Origin of the sequence: Kribbella sp. CA-245084 (assembly GCF_050942355.1) — a bacterium.
Taxonomy (GTDB): domain Bacteria; phylum Actinomycetota; class Actinomycetes; order Propionibacteriales; family Kribbellaceae; genus Kribbella.
On record NZ_CP192053.1, the window covers coordinates 5,437,541 to 5,456,417 of the forward strand.

The 18,877-nt window shown below is 69.3% G+C and carries 16 protein-coding genes; 5 read left to right on the top strand and 11 right to left on the bottom strand.

Annotated features, from left to right (window positions below; genetic code table 11):
* Entirely contained in the window at positions 1–1,572 is a 1,572-nt protein-coding gene (locus ACQPYH_RS25930) for a hypothetical protein (RefSeq protein WP_432876270.1), read from the bottom strand.
* Between the two features lie 37 nt (positions 1,573–1,609).
* On the bottom strand, positions 1,610–2,815 hold the full coding sequence (locus tag ACQPYH_RS25935) for a cysteine desulfurase-like protein (RefSeq protein WP_432876272.1): 1,206 nt from the start codon (positions 2,813–2,815) through the stop codon (positions 1,610–1,612).
* A gap of 121 nt (positions 2,816–2,936) precedes the next feature.
* Between ACQPYH_RS25935 and ACQPYH_RS25940 the strand changes: the two genes are divergently transcribed.
* Positions 2,937–3,896: a DMT family transporter gene (locus ACQPYH_RS25940; RefSeq protein WP_432876274.1), complete on the top strand. Its 960-nt coding sequence runs from the start codon at positions 2,937–2,939 to the stop codon at positions 3,894–3,896.
* 122 nt (positions 3,897–4,018) lie between these two features.
* On the opposite strand, the gene ACQPYH_RS25945 is transcribed toward ACQPYH_RS25940, so the two are convergent.
* Genes ACQPYH_RS25945 through def form a run of 4 tightly spaced genes read right to left on the bottom strand, consistent with a single transcriptional unit; the run spans position 4,019 to position 7,940 of the window.
* A complete protein-coding gene (locus ACQPYH_RS25945) occupies positions 4,019–5,011 on the bottom strand; it encodes a DMT family transporter (protein WP_432876276.1) in 993 nt (330 codons plus the stop codon).
* Positions 5,012–5,059: 48 nt separating this feature from the next.
* Positions 5,060–6,466 (bottom strand): RsmB/NOP family class I SAM-dependent RNA methyltransferase, encoded by a 1,407-nt coding sequence (locus ACQPYH_RS25950; protein WP_432876278.1) that lies wholly within the window; start codon positions 6,464–6,466, stop codon positions 5,060–5,062.
* A complete protein-coding gene (gene fmt, locus ACQPYH_RS25955) occupies positions 6,463–7,395 on the bottom strand; it encodes a methionyl-tRNA formyltransferase (protein ID WP_432876280.1) in 933 nt (310 codons plus the stop codon). Before fmt ends, ACQPYH_RS25950 begins: the two co-directional genes overlap by 4 nt.
* The gene (def, locus tag ACQPYH_RS25960; protein ID WP_432876282.1) at positions 7,392–7,940 is read right to left on the bottom strand and encodes a peptide deformylase; all 549 of its coding nucleotides are present in this window, start codon (positions 7,938–7,940) and stop codon (positions 7,392–7,394) included. Before def ends, fmt begins: the two co-directional genes overlap by 4 nt.
* 161 nt (positions 7,941–8,101) lie before the next feature.
* Here def and ACQPYH_RS25965 point away from each other — a divergent pair, with 161 nt between their 5' ends.
* Positions 8,102–9,571, top strand: a complete 1,470-nt coding sequence (locus tag ACQPYH_RS25965; RefSeq protein ID WP_432876285.1) for a C39 family peptidase — start codon at positions 8,102–8,104, stop codon at positions 9,569–9,571.
* Positions 9,571–10,698, top strand: coding sequence for a hypothetical protein (locus ACQPYH_RS25970; protein ID WP_432894480.1), 1,128 nt, complete (start codon positions 9,571–9,573; stop codon positions 10,696–10,698). The genes ACQPYH_RS25965 and ACQPYH_RS25970 overlap by 1 nt, the downstream gene beginning before the upstream one ends.
* 21 nt (positions 10,699–10,719) lie before the next feature.
* On the opposite strand, the gene ACQPYH_RS25975 is transcribed toward ACQPYH_RS25970, so the two are convergent.
* From ACQPYH_RS25975 to ACQPYH_RS25985, 3 genes are all read right to left on the bottom strand, one after another.
* Positions 10,720–11,262 (bottom strand): DUF1707 SHOCT-like domain-containing protein, encoded by a 543-nt coding sequence (locus ACQPYH_RS25975; protein WP_432876287.1) that lies wholly within the window; start codon positions 11,260–11,262, stop codon positions 10,720–10,722.
* 19 nt (positions 11,263–11,281) lie between these two features.
* Complete coding sequence (locus ACQPYH_RS25980; protein ID WP_432876289.1) at positions 11,282–11,890, bottom strand: HAD family hydrolase; 609 nt, start codon at positions 11,888–11,890, stop codon at positions 11,282–11,284.
* A gap of 113 nt (positions 11,891–12,003) precedes the next feature.
* Positions 12,004–13,026, bottom strand: a complete 1,023-nt coding sequence (locus tag ACQPYH_RS25985) for an Lrp/AsnC family transcriptional regulator (RefSeq protein WP_432876291.1) — start codon at positions 13,024–13,026, stop codon at positions 12,004–12,006.
* Between the two features lie 96 nt (positions 13,027–13,122).
* Between ACQPYH_RS25985 and ACQPYH_RS25990 the strand changes: the two genes are divergently transcribed.
* On the top strand, positions 13,123–14,436 hold the full coding sequence (locus ACQPYH_RS25990; RefSeq protein ID WP_432876293.1) for an MFS transporter: 1,314 nt from the start codon (positions 13,123–13,125) through the stop codon (positions 14,434–14,436).
* Here ACQPYH_RS25990 and ACQPYH_RS25995 read toward each other — a convergent pair.
* The gene (locus ACQPYH_RS25995) at positions 14,369–15,580 is read right to left on the bottom strand and encodes an MDR family MFS transporter (RefSeq protein ID WP_432876295.1); all 1,212 of its coding nucleotides are present in this window, start codon (positions 15,578–15,580) and stop codon (positions 14,369–14,371) included. The two genes, ACQPYH_RS25990 and ACQPYH_RS25995, sit on opposite strands and share 68 nt — an antisense overlap.
* A gap of 65 nt (positions 15,581–15,645) precedes the next feature.
* Here ACQPYH_RS25995 and ACQPYH_RS26000 point away from each other — a divergent pair, with 65 nt between their 5' ends.
* On the top strand, positions 15,646–16,635 hold the full coding sequence (locus ACQPYH_RS26000) for an ArsR/SmtB family transcription factor (RefSeq protein WP_432876297.1): 990 nt from the start codon (positions 15,646–15,648) through the stop codon (positions 16,633–16,635).
* A 3-nt stretch (positions 16,636–16,638) separates the two neighbouring features.
* Here the strand turns inward: ACQPYH_RS26000 and ACQPYH_RS26005 are convergent, their stop codons facing one another.
* Positions 16,639–18,666, bottom strand: coding sequence for a primosomal protein N' (locus ACQPYH_RS26005; protein ID WP_432876299.1), 2,028 nt, complete (start codon positions 18,664–18,666; stop codon positions 16,639–16,641).
* Positions 18,667–18,877 lie beyond the last annotated feature (211 nt).

Genomic DNA, 18,877 nt, shown 5'->3' on the forward strand with positions numbered 1-18,877 from the left:
TCAGTTGGCGGTCGGGTCCGCACCCCACGGACGAGACCAGTCGTAGTGGATGGCCTCGTCACCCGCCTGCCAGGCGTTGGGCGTGGTGTTGACCAGCCAATCGGTCGGCTCGATCCCCGCCGCCGCACCACCACTGAGCGCCAAATGTATACCGTTCCGCAACGCCTGGTCGGACCGCTCGGTCCGGGCTGCTGGATCGATCGACAAGAACAGCGCCGTACCGGATCGCGCGACCAGGTCGAGGAAGCGCTCGTTGAGCTCCCAGGGCGTCTGCGGCGTGCACGGAACGCAGTCCGCGTCGACGGTGAAGAACCGGTTGTGCTGCGGGAGCCGGAACGCGAGCGTGTTGATCCCCATCTTCCGGGTCCGCTCCCAGTCCCGCCCGGACGTGTCGTCACCGGTCCGCTGTACGTCGACGAGCCCGGCGGCGAGGTGGCCGACCGTGTTGCACCCGATCAGTACGACGCCCTCCGCCGCGGCCCGGATCTCGCGGTAGAACGCGAGGATGATCTCGGCCGTCGTTCGCGAGGTGTCGTGGAGTTGCCAGCCGCCGCGGGTCAGCCGCGAGCCCATCGCCGGGCCGAACGCGCCGAAGACGTCGTACGTGCTGAAGTCGTGCTTCACGAGTTCGAAGCCCCAGGACCGGAACCGCTCGAGGTCGGCCCGCACGCCGTCCAAGACCTCGGGGTACGACGGATCGAGCGCGCGACCGGGCTTGTCGTGCGGTCCCTTCGACGCGAACGAGCCGGGCTCGCGGACCAGGAGCGGGCGGAACCACAGGCCCGGGCGCGCGCCGATCGCCTTGATCGCGGCCGCCGTACCCGCCATGTCGTCGAAGACACCCGGCGTACCGCGGTCCCAGGGCCCGCCGGAGCAGACGCCGCCCGGGTACCAGCCGTCGTCGACGACACTGAACGGCTTGACCGGGTGGCCGTCAGCGAGTTCGACGATCGTGGTCGCGTCCTGGAGGACGGCCTTCTCGTCGAAGTTCTCGCCGTACGCGTAGTACCAGTTGTTAGCCCCGACCACCGGCGCGGGCTCAGGTCGCGCCGGTAGTCGGGTGCTCATGGTGGCGACCGCTGCGTTCAGGGTCTGCCAAGGTGTGCCGCTGTCCTTGAATAGTCGCACGGTCGCCGCAGTCAGCGTCCGGCCCCTCAAGTGTGCCGGACCGCCGCCGTTGCGCAGGTCAAGCCAGAGCGTGAAGCCGTCCGCGTCGACCGTCCAGGAGCAGAACGCGCTCGGCTGCACGTCGACGCCCGCACCGGTCGTGCTGCCGGTCTGCGGGTCGTGCACGAGGAAGTACCACGGCAGCAGCCGCTCGGGTTGGACGTGCCGCCACTGCAGGTCGCCGTACGAACGCTCCCAGGCGTCACCGAGGATCAGCGCATCCGCCGGGAGCTTCGAGGTCCAACGGAGCGCGACGCGGGAGATCGTCGTCGCGGTGACCTCGACGGTCCCGTCGTTCCAGCTGACCTCGGAGCCGGCCGCGGACCAGGTCGAGCCCGATCTGACCGCAGTGGTCAACCCGTCCGAGAGATCCGCCTGGACGAAAACAGCAGTCGGTTCTCTCACCTGGCTCCTTCGGGGCGGATTACTTTCCCCACAGACTTTAGTTAGTGCTTCTGACGCCGGTCAAGGCGGCTACCGCGGCGACGAGACGGTCGACGTCCGACTGGTCCGTGTACGGCGCGAGGCCCGCGCGGACCGCCCCGGCCGGACCGAGGCCGAGGACGCGAGCAGGCTCGTACGCGTAGAACGAGCCTGCCGGAGCGTTGACGCCCGCCTTCGCAAGATGCTCGGCGACGGCTGCCGGGCTGCGCCCCTCGAGGTTGAAGAGCAGGGTCGGCGTCCGGTTGGCCGCATGACCGTAGAGCGTGACGCCGGGGATCGCGGCGAGGCGGGACTCGAGGTCGTCGCGGAGGTTGTCCTCGTGCTCCTCGACCAGCTCGAGTGAGCTGACGAGCCGCTCGCGACGGGTGGCCCCGGTGCCACCGAGGCCGGCCAGGAAGTTGACGGCAGCGGTCGTGCCGGCCAGCAGTTCGTACGGCAGCGTGCCGAACTCGAAGCGCTCCGGTACGACGTTCGACGACGGCATGAGCTTGTCGGGCTTCAACGTCTCCAGCAGCTCCGGCGATGCGGTCAGCGTGCCGAGGTGAGGCCCGAAGAACTTGTACGGCGAGCACGCGTAGAAGTCGACGTACGCGGCGTCGACCGGCACGTGCGCGGTGAGGTGTACGCCGTCGACGTAGATCAGCGCACCGGCCTCGTGGACCTGGTCGGCCATGCGTCGCGTGTCGGGCCGCGTGCCCAGGAGGTTCGATGCGCCGGTGACCGCGACCAGGCGGGTGCGGTCGGTGAGGAGTGGTGCGACGTCGTCGAGCTCGGAGGTCTCGGGATCGAACCCGAGCCATTTGATGGTCGCGCCGGCGGCCTCGGCGGCCTGCACCCAGGGGCGGACGTTCGCGTCGTGGTCGAGACGCGTGACGATCACCTCATCGCCCTCGGACCAGTTCTTGGCGAGCGTGCGCGAGAAGTCGTATGTCAGCTGGGTCATGCTGCGACCGAAGACGATGCCCTGCGCGGTCGTCCCGAGCAGGTCGGCCATCGCCTCCCGGGCGCCGACGACGATCTCGTCGGCGCGGCGCTCGGCAGCCGTCAGCTGACCTCGGTTCGCGAGCGCCGAGACCATCGTCCTCGCCACCGCGTCGGCGACGGCCTGGGGCGTCTGCGAGCCGCCCGGGCCGTCGAAATGCGCCGCTCCCTCGTCGAGCGCGGGGAACTGCTTCCGGACCGCCACCACCTCGAAGGCACTCATGAGCGTCATCCTCTCTCGCCCCTGACACTCGCCGCTATGTGCTGTCCATTACTGACCGCCAGCTGCCCGAATACGGATAAATATCTCCGGAATGTCGGTGCCGTAGTGCAGGATGTCAGGAGTGAGTACCGTTACGACTCCTGACAAGGCTCCGGTGCGGGCCTGGCTCCCGGTGATGCTGGCCCTGGCCGCGATCTGGGGCTGCAGCTTCCTGTTCATCTCGGTCGGCGTGCGGGAGCTGCCGCCGCTCTACCTCGCGCTCGGGCGGGTGATCGCGGGGTCCGTCGTACTGCTCGCGATCCTGGCCGTGAAGCGCGAGTCGCTGCCGCGCGATCCGCGGCTGTGGGCGCACTCGTTCGTCGCCGGTGCGATCGGCTCGGCGATCCCGTGGACGCTGTTCGGGTACGGCGAGGAGCGCATCCCGTCCTTGCTGGCCGGCATCTGGAACGGGATCACCCCGTTGATCGTGCTGCCGATCGCGGTGCTGATCTTCCGGACCGAGGTGTTCTCGGTGCAGCGCGGTGTCGGCCTGCTGATCGGGTTCACCGGGATGCTGGTCGTCCTCGGCGCGTGGCGGGTGGACAGCGGAGCCGACCTGGTCGGGCAGGGGCTGTGCATGCTCGCGGCGGTCTTCTACGGACTCGCGATCCCTTACCAGAAGAAGTTCCTGGCCGGGACGACGTTGTCCGGCACCTCACTGTCGGCGGCCTTGTTGCTGTGCGCAACTGTTCAGCTGGCGATCGTCGCGCCGATCGTGACCCGGCAGGCACCGCCAGCGCCGTGGTCGTTGTCGATCGAGGTCGTGCTCAGTGTGATGGCGCTCGGTGCGCTCGGCAGCGGGCTCGCCTTCGTACTCAACATGCGCAACATCCGGCTGATCGGCGCGAGCCGCTCGTCGATGGTCACGTACCTGATGCCGGTCTTCTCGATCCTGGTCGGCGTGATCGTCCTGCACGAGCACATCACCTGGTACCAGCCGGTCGGCGGCCTAGTCGTCCTGCTCGGCGTGGCCGTCTCCCAGGGCCTGCTCACTGTGCGCCGCAAGCCGGTCGTCACCGCCGAAGCACCGGCGACGACCTGACCCCTCGGACCTCCGCCACTGACTAACCCTCGGCGAGGCGCTGTCTGAGCCCACCGCTGAGCGTGAGGCGCGTGAGTGGCGCGCAGTTGGTCAGTGCTGGAGGTCCGCGCCGTCGCCCAGCCTCAGGCGCGGCGGAGGTTGGGGATGGCGGCGACTGCCACGGCCACAAGGGCGAGGAGGGTGCCGGCCACGACCGGGGTTGTGATCGGCTTGTCCGCGACGGGGACGAAGATGTCGATGAACAGGCTCGCGATGAGTTGGCCGGCGATCGTGCCGAGGCCGAGGACGAAGACGCCGACGACCCGGACCACTGCGGCCGCGGCGCTGATGAAGATCACGCCGCACGCGCCACCGAAGTACAGCCAGGGCTCGCTCGGGAGGTGCCGCGGTGCGCCGCGGAGTGCGAGGTCGACCAGGAAGACGACCAGGAGAGCTGTGAAGCCGACCAGGAAGTTGACCACCCCGGCCGCGACAGCGCCGTACGCATCGGTGGAAGCGGTCCGCGCGACCCGGCCGTTGATGGCCTGCTGTACGGCGGTGCCGACGCCGCCGAGCGCGGGCAGTACTGCGAGCAACAGGCCGTCGGGGTGACTCAGCTGGTCCGATACCGCCAGGCCGACCGCGACCAGAGCGACCATCGCGCCGACGATCCGCATCGTGGTGAGCGGCTGCGGTCCGGCCGGTCCGAAGCCGAGCCGGTCGACGACGAGGCTGCTGATCGCCTGCCCTGCCACGCCGGCCACCAGGAAGACCGCGACGCCGATGATGGAAACGGTGATCGACTGCGTCGCGACGAGGAACGCGCCCGCGAGCCCGCCGAGGCATTGCCACCAGCGCAGACCGCCGTACCCGCGCATCGGCGTACGGATCGTGCGCCAGACGTTGCCGAGCCCGCGACGCACCGGCGGCACCACGGCGGTCGCGACCAGCAAGATCAGCAGGCCGGTACCGAACGAGATCAGCGCCGCCGGGATCCCGTCGCCGAGGATGCCGCCGAGTTCGCCGTTCAACCGCGACTGAACCGCGACGAGCATGCCGATCCCGAACGCCGAGACGAGGCCGACGAGGTGGTGCTGCCGGGTCGAGACGGCGGGAGGCGTGGCGGTTGTTGTCACCTCACCATCATGACCGTCCGGCCAATAGCGCCTGACAGCAGGTCCGCATCATGACCGGCGGATCAGCGCCAAGTACATCGCGTCGGTGCCCTGCAGATGCGGCCACAGCTGGACATCCGGTCCGTCGCCCAGATCCGGTACGCCGGGGAACAGCGCCCGTGCATCCTCGAGGGACGCGTCGTCGCGGCGACCCAGGACGGCGTCGACCACCGCACGCGTCTCGTCGGGATGCGGCGAGCAGGTCACGTACGCGACCACGCCGCCCGGCCGGACCGACGTGATCGCGGAGTCGAGCAGCGCCTCCTGGAGCGGACGCAGCTGGACGACGTCTTCCGGCGTACGGCGCCAGCGGGCTTCGGGGCGACGCCTGAGCGCGCCGAGCCCGCTGCAGGGGACGTCGGCCAGCACGCGGTCGAAGGACCCAGCCAGCCAGGTCGGCTTGGTCCCGTCCCCCACGAGCACCTTGTGATTGCCGGGAATCGCGCGCAGGTTGGAGCGGACCAGCTCGGCCCGGTGCTTGAGCGGTTCAACCGCGGTCAGCTGACCATCCTGCATGAGCGACGCGAGCAGGGCCGACTTCCCACCCGGTCCCGCGCACAGGTCGAGCCAGTTGGTGTCCTCCCCGTCAACCTTCGCCGAAGCCAACGCGATCGCGACCAGCTGCGACCCTTCGTCCTGCACGCCGGCCCTGCCACTGGCAACCGCGTCGATTCGCCCCGGATCACCGCCACCCTCCAGCACAGCGCCGTATGGCGACCATCGCGCGGGAGTCGCCCCGGCAGCCACCAACTCGTCAAGCTCGGCCAGCCCAGGCCGGGCCACCAGCGTCACCCGCGGAGGCTCGTTGTCCGACACAAGCAGGCGCTCGAGCTCGATCTCGGCATCACCCTGCGGGGCGGCTCCCGGCCCATCGGTCAGAGCTCGGTCGAAAGCTTCGATCACCCAGCGCGGGTGCGCTTCGGCGATCGCCAGGAAGCCGAGGCGGTCCTCGCCCGGGGACGGGGCGACTGTGTCGATCCACTGATCGAGCGTACGTTGGCTGATCTTCCGCAGTACGGCGTTGACCAGGCCGGTGCGTTTCTGGCCGAGTTCAGAGCGGGTCAGCGTGACCATCTCGTTGACCGCGGCGTACGAGTCGACGCGCATGTTGAGGAGCTGGTGCGTGCCGAGACGGAGCAGGTCGAGGAGCTCGGGGTCGAGGTCCGCCAGTGGGCGGGAGACGCTGCGCGCGAGGCATGCGTCGTACGTGCCCTGCCAGCGCAGCGTTCCGTGGACGAGCTCGGTGCAGAACGCGGCGTCGCGACCGGACAGGCGTGCATCGCGGAGTGCCTTGTTGAGGGCGAGGTTGGCGTACGCGCCCTCGGCGGTCACCTGCCGGATGACCTGGAACGCGACCCGCCGTACCCGATCCGGCTGGACCTGCGGCGCACGATTGCGAGGAGACCGATCACTCACGCGGACGGACCCAACCGATCGTCACCAGTCAGGCGAATCCCACGCGCCCAGTCGGCGGCGGCCATCGGCTTCTTGCCCTGCGGCTGGACCGTGACCAGCTCGACCGCGCGGCTGCCGGTGCCGACCGTCACGCTCGACTTCGTGGCCTGCAGCTCGCCGGGCTTCAGCTCGTCGTCGGTCAACCGCACGGCGAGCACCTTCAGCCGCTCGCCCCGGAACGTCGTCCACGCCCCCGGCGCCGGGTTGCACCCGCGCACCAGCCGATCCACCCGCTGCGCCGGCGCGTTCAGATCCAGCTCGGCGTCCTCGACCGTGAGCTTCGGCGCGAGCGTCACGCCGTCGGCCGGCTGCTCCCGAGCCTCGAGTACGCCGGCCTCGATGCCGTCCAGCGTGTCGACCAACAGCTTCGACCCCGACACAGCCAGCCGGTGCAACAGATCACCCGAGGTGTCCGAAGCGCCGATCGGCTCGGTCAATACGCCGTACACCGGTCCCGCGTCGAGCGCCTTCACAATCCGGAACGTGCTCGCGCCGGTAACGTCGTCGCCCGCGATGATCGAGTGCTGCACCGGCGCGGCTCCACGCCACGCGGGCAGCACCGAGAAGTGCAGGTTGATCCAGCCGTGCTGCGGGATGTCGAGCGCGGCCTGCGGCAGCAGACCGCCGTACGCGACGACCGGGCAGCAGTCCGGCGCGATCTCCCGCATCCGGGCCAGGAAGTCCGGGTCGCTCGGCTTGACCGGCTTCAGGATCTCGATCCCGCCGAGCTCCTCGGCGTACTGCGCGACCGGCGAGGCGACGAGCTTCCGCCCGCGGCCGGCCGGCGCATCCGGGCGGGTGACGACGCCGACAAGTTCGTGGCGGCTGGCAACGATCGCCTCGAGTGCGGTGACGGCAGGTTCCGGCGTACCGGCGAAGACGACTCTCACAGACCGAATCCGTTCGTGGGGTGGGGTGAGACCTTGAGCTGGGGCGGGCCGCTCAGGCCGGACCAGTCGGATTCGCGGATTGCCTTCATCGCGAGCTTGCGGGTCTCTCGGTCGAGCCGGTCGACGAACAGGATGCCGTCCAGGTGGTCGGTCTCGTGCTGGATGCAGCGGGCGAGCAGCTCCGAGCCCTCGATCACCACCGGGTCGCCGTACATGTTGAAGCCCTTGGCGATCACGGACTGGGCGCGGCGGCAGTCGAAGGTCAGACCGGGGATCGACAGGCAGCCCTCGGGGCCGAACTGCTCGTCGGTCGAGAGCGACAGTTCAGGGTTGATCAGGTGCCCGAGCTCGCCCTCGACGTGGTACGTGAACACGCGCAGCCCGACGCCGATCTGCGGCGCGGCCAGGCCGGATCCGGGCGCCTCCTGCATGGTGTCGGTGAGGTCCGCGACCAGGCGGCGCAGCTCGGCGTCGAAGTCGACGACCGGCTCGGCCTTGGTGATCAGCACGGGGTCGCCGAACAGGCGGATGGGTTGGACCGACACAGACTCTCCACACGGGTTCCACGGAGCAGGACCGGGCAAGTCTAGTTGGCTCGTGGAGTGGATTCAGGGCGGGAGGCCCCTCCCGTTTGTTGCCCCAAGCACGTACTGTGGTCTCAGGCGTACCCTCAGTCACTGCCGTCACACGCCGCTCGGGAGACCCAATGCTCACTGCAGCACGGGGGGCAACTCTGATCCTCCTGGGTGCACTGCTTGCGCAGGCACCCCTCACTGCCCAGGCCTACCAACCGCGCGAGCCCGAATACTCCGGGCCGCCCAGCACCACCGCTTCCCCCACGCCGACGCCCACCTCGGCGCCTACCTCTGCGCGCACCGTCGAGCCGACCACGACGGCCACGCCGACTGCGAGTCAGCCGGTGGACGAGCCGGCGGCGCGGTCGTGGAGCGAGGTCGTCAAGCAGGTGACCGAGACGTCACCGGGTGATCTGCAGGTGCGGTCGGCAGACAAGACCGAGCAGGCCGAGTCCATGCTCAGGTGCTTCAAGCTCGACACCGAGAACTACTGCCTCGGCCTCGGCTTCGTCGACAAGCTCCCGACGGGTGCCCAGCTCCAGTCGCTCGTGAGCCCGCCGACCCTGCGCGCGGCGGACGAGGTCGGAGTCGAGCAGGACATCCCGACCGGTGACCTCACCCCGGCCGATTTCGTCGCCCAACGCGCGGCGATGCCGAAGAGCACCCGCGTCACCGCCGAACTCGACGAGATGCAGGCGGCCTGGGACGGCCGCGAGAAGGCCCGCGAGCTCCGCGAGCTGGTTGCCGCCAACACACCTCCGGTGAACCCGGCCGACTCGCCTACGGCGAGCGAGGATGGGGTGGGGGACGGAGCGGCGCCTACGTCGGCCGGGGACGGCACGACGGCTGCGCCGACGGGGACTGCCGGGAGCGCAGGCGAGCGTGGAACAGCTGCGCCGAAGGCGGACGCATCGACGGCAACGCCGGGAGCGGCTGCGCCGACACCGACGGCGACGCCCACTGTGGCGCCTACGGTTGTTCCTACTCGGACCGCTCCGACGGTTGGGCCGTCCAAGCCGGTGCCGCCGCAGACGCCGGCTGCTCCGGTGAAGACGCCGGCTTCGGCGTACATCATGAAGGGTTTCCAGACCTCGCAGGAGAAGGGGTACTGGTGCGGGCCGGCGACGTTCCAGTCGATCGACTGGGCCGACGACAACCAGAAGGACACCCAGGCGTCCTGGGCGAAGGACCTCGGCTCGACCACCGGCGGTACTGCGATCTCGGCGATGGTGAAGCAGACCAACGTGAAGACCGCCTGGCCGAAGTCCGCCGGCACGTACGTCGTGCAGAACGTCTCGGACTGGAACGCGCAGACGTTCTTCGCCGTCCACCAGAAGCACCTCGGCGTGTACAAGGCCCCGGTGATCGAGCACGTGCAGCTGCTGAAGCGGTACTTCCCGTACCTCGCCTTCAACCACAGCGGGCACTACCAGGTCGGCCGCGGCTACGACAAGGCGAACGGCACGATCGCGATCTTCGAGGTGTTCAACGAGCGCCGGTTCAACAGCCGCGGCAACGTCACCGACGGCCCGCGGAACATCCCGGCGAGCGCACTGTTCAACGCCACCCTGGCCAACTCCTTCCAGAACATCGGGCTGTGATGCGTCGTCGTACGGTTGCCGCAGGCACCCTTCTGGTCCTGCTGTTGGCCGGATGCTCATCAACCACCCCGAGCACAGCGCCAACCCCCACCCCCACACCAACGCCGAAGCCGTCAGTCACTCCAACAAGGCCGACGGACAGCGGTACGGCGATCCCGGTCTGGGCGAATGTCCTGCGGCAACCGGTCGACGGCCAGCACCTCGTCACCCAGCAACACAAGTACGTCGTCACGCGCGGCAGCGACGAAGCCGGTACGACGACGATCACCGACCGCACCAGCAAGAAAGCCGTCGTCCACCACGTCCCCGCGACCGGTTTCGTTGCCCAGTCCCCCGTTGTGATCGACGACCACTGGGCGCTGATCGAGGACATCCGCTCCGACGGCCCGGATCCGCAGATCAAGGTCGTCCGCTACGACCTCACGACCGGCAAAGGCACGACACCCGCAGGAATCCCACCCGTCTCCGAGCCCGAGATCGGCGCCTACAACGGCACGTTCGCCTACAGCTCCACCGACGCGAAGAACCGCTCCTGCCTGATCGTCGCCGACCTTGCCACCCTGAAGTCGCGGCCCGTGACTTGCGTAGACGCCCCCGGGTACGTCGCCGATCCGGTCGTCTCCGCCGACACCGTGACGTTCAGCGAGATCATCGCCCCGGAGACCGCACACCGCTGCAAACGCATCCTCTCCGCCTCCCTGACCAACGGAACGGCGAAACCGGTGCCAGCAGCAACCAACTGCATCCAGTGGAGCGGGGCGACGATCGCCGGCGCAACAGTCTGGTCCGAGGTCGCCGCCGCGGACCCCGACCAATACCAGAGCAAGGCGTACGTCCGCGAGTCCGGCGACTCCCCCGCCCGCCCGCTCGGCACCGTCGTCACCGACACGATCCTTGCCTGCGGCAACTGGATTCTCTGGGAGGTTCGCACGGTCAGCGCGACCGGCGAGGAGACCTACCAGATCAACCGCTGGCGTCCCGGTCTCGCCACCCCGCAACGCATGTACGCCGCCAAACCCGGCGTCGCGCTCACGCCGATGACCTGCCAGGACAACACGGTGTACGTCGAAGCGGCGTACCTCGCGAGCACGCCGACGTACACCGAGACGATCTCGGCGGCAGTCTGAGGGCAGCAGTCTGAAAGGGGGCTACCAGCGCGCGTGCCGGATCCGCACCTTGCCGAACCCGACCGCACCGGTGATCCGGATCCGCGGGCCGGTGCCGGTGGACCCGCGCGGCGGTTTGTACTGCGAGTCCTTCCAGGTGGTGTGCAGACCCTCGAGCTCGACGATCGCGTTGCGCGGCACCCGGATCTTCGCGCCGCCGGTGCCGAGCTTGAGCTCGATGTCGACCTCTTGGTGCTCGAAGATCGCCCGGGTCAGATCGAGCCGGACCCGGCCGAATGCGGAATGCACCTTCAGCTTCCGCGGCACCCGCCAGACGCCGACGCGGGTGATCCGCCCGGACGCCGCGCCGATCGTCGCGGACCGACCTGGATCCGGCGCCGGCAACGAGGCCAAGGCCCGGTCGATGTCCCGACGGGTCCTGGCGCTGAGCACCTGGTGCAGCCGGGCGTCCATCTCCTCGTGGGTGAGGATCCCGTCCGTATAGGCCTCCTGCACGCGTCGCACCGCGGTGTCGCGATCCACGTCCCCGACGGCGGGCGAGCGGTCTCCAGGTACGAACGTCACCAAACCACTGTAGTACTCGCTACACCGCCAGACCGCGGGCCCGGAGTTGCGTGCGAAGGTCGGCCGCACCGGTGAAGACCTCGGCGTCGAGACCGACCGCGCGAGCACCGTCGACGTTGTACGCCATGTCGTCGGTGTAGAACGTGCGCGCCGGGTCCAGACCGAAGCGGTCGATCAGGATCCGGTAGATCTTCTCGTCGGGCTTCGCGGTCTGCTCGACGCCCGAGACGACCTCACCGTCGAACTGCCTGAGGATCGGGAACGCGTCCTTCGCGATCTCCCACTTCTCACCGGAGAAGTTCGTCAGCGCGTACGTCGGCAGGCCGAGCGCCTTGATCTCGGTGAGCACCGCGGCGGTGTCCTCGAACACGCCCTTGACCATCTTCAGCCAGCCGGTGTCGTACGCCTCGATCCACTCGGTGTGCTCCGGGTGCAGACTCGTCAGCTCCGCAACCGCCTCAGCCCACGTGCGGCCCTCGTCCTGCTTGTGGTTCCAGGCCGGCGTGGCCACGTTGGTCAGGAAGTGCGACCGCTGTTCCTCGTCGGGAATCAGGTCGGCGTAGAGGTAATTGGGGCTCCAGTCCAGCAGCACCCCACCGATGTCGAACACCACCGCGTCGATCGTCATGTCCGCAACCCTAGTGCCCCGCGTCGCTCCTCCCTCGAGTGATTCCGGTGTCCAGGTGCGTGCATCGCGGTGCTTGAGGAGCGTCCTCGATGTGGGTTTATCGTGGACGTTCCTCAAGTGCCGCGAGGTGCGTGCCTGGGCGCCGGAAGCGCCGAGGGAGGAGCGACGCGGGGCACGAGGAGACCCGGTGAGAAGGGCGCTGCGGCCTTGACCGTACGGAGGACCGGGACGGTCTCGATCGCGGTGATGTGTTCGATGGCTCCGATGCGTGCGGTCAGGTAGGTGTGGAGGGCGTCGGGGCTCGCGCAGAGTGCTTGGGTGACGAGGTTCGTCCGGCCGGTGGTCGCCGCGACGAAGCCGAGCTCGTCGTGCTCGGCCAGCGCTCGCCCGACCGCGTCGAGGTGCGCGGGCGGAACGGACAACCACAACATCGCGCTGGTCGTGAAGCCGAGCGCGCTCGGATCGACGTCGACATCGAAGTAGATCGCGCCGGTCTGCTGCAGCTCGTCAAGCCGGCGCGCGACAGTCGCCGTCGACCAGCCTGTGCGTACGGCGAGGTCCGCGTGTGTGGCGCGACCGTCCTCGCCGAGCGCGGTCAGCAACTTCGCGTCACCGTTGCCCAGCGGCTTGACGGGTCCTCGATCGGTCGGCGTCGTGACGAAGGCTGCCTCCTGCACCGACGTCAGGCTCTTGGCGCGACCACGCCAGGCGGTCGGACCACCGACGTACATGTGCAGCAGGTACTGCGCGGAGACCGACGTGATGCCGGTGGTCCGTGGGAGGTCGTTCAGGAGGAGCGCGCTGCCGTCGGTCGGGGTGCTGTTGACGATCGACACGATCTCGGTCCCGCCTGCGGCGAACTTGATCCAGCTGGTGTCGGAGCGCCGAGCAAGTGCAGCAGCGAGATCCTGCGCGACCTGCGGAGCCGCGGTGAGGCGAACCAGCCAGAGCGCCCGCCCGGCCGTCTGCGGATCCGGCAGACCGATCACCCGCAGGCCGGCCTCGGCCCGCAGCCGGTTGAAGCGGCGTGCGACCGTCTGCGTCGAGACGCCGAGGACTTCACCGATCCGGCTGTACGGCGCACGCCCGTCGAGCTGCAGCGCGTGGATCAGGGCCCGGTCGATCGTGTCCAGCATGTGAAGATTGTCGCCGACAATGCATCTGTATGGAAGATTCCTGAAATCTCGCATGCATATGTGGAAGGTTGAGTGACCGGATCCGACTGTTGTGGCATGACGAACAAGCGATGGATCGGGCTGATCGCCCTACTCGTGGCCGAAGCCATGAACCTGTTGGACGCGACGATCGTGCAGGTCGCGGCGCCGGTGATCCACAGTGACCTCGGCGGACGGACCTCGGACATCCAGTGGTTCAGCGCGGCGTACACGCTGCCGTTCGCGGCGCTGCTCATCACCGGCGGCCGACTCGGCGATCGGTACGGCCGGCGGCGGGTGTTCCGCGTCGGCGTTGCCGCCTTCGTGCTCACCTCGACCGCGTGCGCGCTGGCGATTTCACCCGGCCTGCTCATCGCGTCTCGGGCGATCCAGGGCGCGGCGGCGGCGCTGGTGATTCCGCAGACGATCGGATTGATCAAGGCCGGGTTCACCGGTGGCGCGCTCGCGAAGGCGCTCGGCACGATCGGTCCGGTGATGGGGCTCGCTGCGATCTCCGGCCCGGTCCTCGGCGGGTTCATCACCGAGGTCAGTACGTGGCGCGGGGTCTTCCTCGTCAACGTGCCGCTGGGGCTGGCCGTACTCGCCCTTTCGCACCTGCTACCCGAGTCGGCCGCTCCGCAGCGACCGCGCGTCGACGTACTCGGGACGGCGCTGCTGGCCGGCGGCACCGCGCTGATCGTCTACCCGATCTTGCAGTCCCGCAGCTGGTACCTGTTGATCGGCGGAGTGGCGCTGCTCGGTCTGTGCCTGTTGCGCGGCAACTTGATCGAGACAAGTCTGTTCGCGCATCGCGGGTTCGCTCCCGCGCTTGCGACGTCCACGCTGTTCTTCGCGGTGATGAGCGGACTGACGCTGGTCGTCGTACTGCATCAGCAACTGACGCTGCACCACAGCGTCATGCGCGCCAGCCTCGCGCTGCTCCCCTGGTCGGCCGCGACCGGAATCGCGTCACTCGTCGCAGGTCAGTGGCTGGTCGCCCGCTTCGGATCACGGCTGATGTACGCCGGTCTCGGCGTACTGCTCGTTGGACTCGCGACCACGCCGTACGCGCTTCTGCCTGCGTTGGCCGTTGGGGGCTTTGGGGTCGGGCTGTTCACGACGGCGTTCTTCACCGAGGCGTTGCATCGCGTGGAGCCGCACGAGACCGGCTCCGCGGCTGGGCTGCTCAACGCAGTACAGCAGTTCGGTGGGACGCTCGGCGTTGCGGCGTTCGGCACGATCTTCCTGCGCCACCCGGCCTCGCTCGACCGTGCTGCGTGGGTTGCGGTCGCGGTCGTCGCCGTGACGATCGCGACCGCTCACCTCATGCGGTCGCCGCGTTTGTTGCAGCGCGGGCGTGGAGCGCCGGCGCCAGCGAGTACTGGCCGATGAAGATCACCACACCGAGTACGGCGCAGCCGAGCCAGGTGGCTGTCGGGCCGAGGTGCTCGAGGGCGTTCGTACCGGCCAGCGGACCGATCACCGTGCCGACGCCGAACGCCATCCCGGACAGACCCATGTAGCGGCCGCGCAAGTCGATCGGCGCGAGGTCTGCGAACACCGCGCCGATCACCGCGGCGAAACCGATCTCCCCGATCGTCCACACCACGACCGACACCGCGTATCCCCACCAGCTGTGTACGACGGCGCCGACGCCGAAGCCGAGTCCGACGACCAGCATCGAGGCCGCGAGCAGTTTCGGCCGGTCGAGCTTGACGAACCACTTGCCGAGAAACGGCTGGACGAGCACGATCACGACACCGTTGAGCGCGATCACCAGGCCGTACGTCCGGGACGAGAGGCCGTCGTCCGACATCGCCAGCGGCAGGGTCGAGTAGCCCTGCATGTAGATGGTCGCGTAGCCGATCTGGATCAGGATCATCAGCAGGAACACGGTGTCGCGTACGACGACCGGCAGCAGCGCCCGGCGTACCGAATCCTCCTCGGGGGCCGGACGGCTCTCCGGCACCATCATCCAGATGACCAGGCCGGCGATCACCGACGTGGCGGCATTCACCCAGAACAGCAGGCCGTAGCCGAACGATGCGAGGACGCCCGCGCTGACGGTCGAGACGGAGAAGCCGAGGTTGATCGCCCAGAACAGCAGGCCGTACGCGCGGACCCGTTCGGTCGGCTGCAGCAGGTCCGCGACCGTCGCCTGGACAGCCGGGCGGAACAGGTCGCTGAGCAGGCCGACCAGGAAGGCGGTCACCCAGACCAGCGCCATCGAGCGGGCGGATCCGAGCAGGATCAGCGCGGCGGCGGTACCGAAGAAGCAGATCAGCATGGTCACGCGGCGGCCCACTCGATCGGCCAGCCAGCCGCCGACGAGTTGCGCGCAGACAGAGCCGGCGCCGACAGCGGCCGCGACCGCTCCCGCCGTACCGGCCGAGAGGTGGCGGTCGTGGGTCAGATACAGGACGAGGAACGGTTGCACGAAGCTGCCGAGCCGGTTGACCAGCTGGCACACCCACAGCGCCCAGAACGCCCGCGGCAGGGCGGTGGGGGCGGCGTTGTCGATGGCGACTGCACTCATGGGATCAACTCTCGGGTCCCCGTCGGCTGTTGTCGATGATTAGGGTGAGGACTAATCTTGTCCGGGTGATCACGATCAGGCTGAACGCCGGGGACGTCGGGCGGATCCGGTTCGCGCTGTCGCCGGTGTGGGAGACGATGACGAGTGTGCGGGCGTTGAGCAACAACACCGCGCAGAGCGTGCACGGTCCGTGGCTGCAGAAGGTCCGGCCGACGATCGCGGGCGACGACCTGACGTTGCTCAGGGCCCTCATTCCGCCGTACGGCTATATCCCTGATTTCATGACGCCCGCGCCGCCACGGCGGTCGACGAGTTTCGAGTCCGGCCTGGCCGCGATCGCCGCTACGCCGCACGAGATCGTGGCGGACGAGCTCGGGAAGCTGCATCACGACACTCCCCACCCGCTGTTGCCGGAGCTGATCGCGCATCCGGCGAAGGCGCTGGAGGTGATCACGGCGGCGCTGGAGACGTACTGGCGCCGGGCGATCGAGCCGGAGTGGCGGCGGATGCGGTCGCTGCTGCAGGAGGACCTCGCGTTCCGGCTGGACGAGCTGGCGAGCGGCGGGATCGAGCGGCTCTTCCGCAACCTGCATCCGTCGATCAGCTACCGCGGCGATCGCGTCGAGATCGACCGCCCGTACACCTGCGACGGCGAGCCGATGGCCGGCCAGGGCCTCCTGCTCGTGCCGTGCGTGTTCACCTGGCCCGCTGGGCTTGCGGTCACTGGCGCGCCGCACGTGCCGACGATCACCTACCCACCACGCGGCCTCGGCCGCCTGTGGGAGGACCGCCAGGACACCACGGACTCACCCCTGGCAGACCTCGTCGGCCGCACCCGCGCCGCAATAGTCAGCCACCTGGACCTCCCGATGTCCACCACCCACCTGGCCCACCAACTAGGCGTCTCGGCCCCGACCCTCAGCGTGCACCTGAGCATCCTCCGCAACGCCGGCGTAGTCACCTCCCACCGCGACGGCCGCACCGTCCTCTACCACCGCACCCCCCTCGGCCACCAACTCCTCGCCGCCGCCACTCCGCTGGCAACCTCCGCCTGACTCTCAACCGAAGCTGGGTGGGTCTACCTGGATTCGGACTGTGCCGGGGTTTTTCTTGGTGGTGCGGGCTGATTGGGATTCTTTGAGGGAGCGGACGAGGGTGGGGCCGTGTTGGCGGGGGGTGCGGACTACGGCTCGGACGGTCTCTTCGTCGAGGTCTACGGGGCCGAGAACCTCCAGGCCGGCGGATGGTGGGACCAGGTCGCGGAGGCGGGTGATGAGGTCGTTGACGGCCTCGGAGGGGCCGGTCAGTTCGGCCAGTTTGGCGGCGGGGGCGAGGCGGGCGGTACGCCGTTCTTCGATCTCGCGGGTGGCGTAGCCCTCGGGGCTCCAGCGGACGATTGCCTGGAGTGGGAGGGCGGTCGGGTCGCCGACGAGGATCACCGTGCCGCCGTCGCGGGCCGATCGGACCAGGGCGGCCGCGTTGAACCATCGGCGTACGGCTTCTTCGGGAGCTCGTAGGTCTTGGCGGGCGAGCATCAGCCAGGTGTCGAGCAGGACGGCTGCGGCATACCCGCCCTCGGCGACCGGCTCGGCCCCGGGCGTGCTGACGATCAGCGCCGGCGCATCGGACACGACGTCGAGCATGTTGTCGCCGCCCGACGTACGCACCACGACGCCGGGAAACGCCCGCCCCAACTCCTCCGCCGTACGACGAGCGCCGATGATCGCAGCCCGCATCCGGGTGTCGCCGCACTCCGGGCATCGGTGGTCGACCGCCGGTCGCCCGCACACACTGCAGCTCGCGGGCCCGGATCCGCCCGTACGACGCAACGTCCCGCCACAGGTCGAACACCTCGACGGCGCCCGGCACGTCTGGCACACGAGGCTCGGTAGATACCCGGCCCGCGGCACCTGCACCAGCACAGGCCCCGATCGCAGGCCGTCGCGCGCGATCTCGAAGACCCGGTGCGGCAACCGCGCCGCCCGCGCACTCGGATCACGGGCCAGCTCGTGATCCGACTCGCCCGCGATGTGCACCGACGGCGCCGCCGCGCGGATCACCTTCCGGTCCGCGATCAGCTCATGCGCGAACCCGGACTCGATCAACGCCGCGGCCTCGGCCGACCGCGCGAACCCACCGAGCAGTGCCGCACAGTTCTGCCGGAACGCCCGCAGCAGCAGGACCTCACGCGCATGCGGGTACGGCGCGCGCGGCTCGGCGTACGACTCGTCGCCGTCGTCCCACATCGCCACCAACCCCAGCTCCGCCACCGGGGCAAATGCCGCCGCCCGCGTGCCGATCACGACGCGCGCACATCCGCGAACCGCGGCGAGGAAAGCGCGATAGCGAGCCGTCGGGCCGAGGTCGGCCGAGAGCGTGACGAATCCAGTCGGGCCGAGGACGGCTTCGCAGGCGGCCGCCAATCGCTCGAGGTCGCGCGCATCGGGGGCAAGCAGCAGGGCACCACGCCCAGATGCAGCACAAACGGCCGCGGCCTGCGCGAACGCGAGCGCCCAGTCGGCGCCCGGTACGGCGGTCCACACCGCCCGCGGCGGCTCCCCGCGCGCGATCGCATCGAGGAATCCAGGCGGATACGGCGACCACTCGGACCGTGACGTGGAGACCGGCGGACGCGGTGGCTGATCGCAGCGCAGCGGCTCAGCTTCGACCTTCGCGTGCCGCGGCGGGACCGCCAGCCGCGTCACATCCGCGAGCACCCCGGCGTACCGATCGGCGACCGCACGGCAGAGGTCCGCGATCTCCGGCGTCAGCACTCGCTCGGGCGAGACGACCTTGCGCATCCTCATCAGCTTGCCGTCGTGATCCGACTCCGCAAGCCGCTCCAGCACGAACCCGTCGAGGTCCTTGCCGGCAAAACGAACCTTCACCCGGGCGCCCGGCTGAGCCGCCTCGGCCATGTCCTCAGGGACGAGATAGTCGAACGGCCGGTCCAGGTGCGGGAGGGAGACATCGACCGCGATCCGTGCCACCGGCAACGTCTCGGTGATCTCGGCCGGCTCTTTGGTCCGGGATTTGCGCACGGCGTCCCGCAGCAGCGTCAGTTGCTCCGGCGAGTCCGATGTCACCGGGAAATGCTAGGGCATGGCTCCTACTCGCACGCCGTAGCGAGCAGGTGCTCGGTGCGGTGCATCGGCGCGCGGGGGCGAAGGGGTCGATGCGGAGCATCGTTCCCTTTGCACCCGTGCGGCGAGGCGCCGTGCCGAGTGCCGCGCAGTAGGCGTGGGAGTGGGAGCCATGCCCTGGGTCGCAGGGGACGACAGTGCGCTGACGCACTGC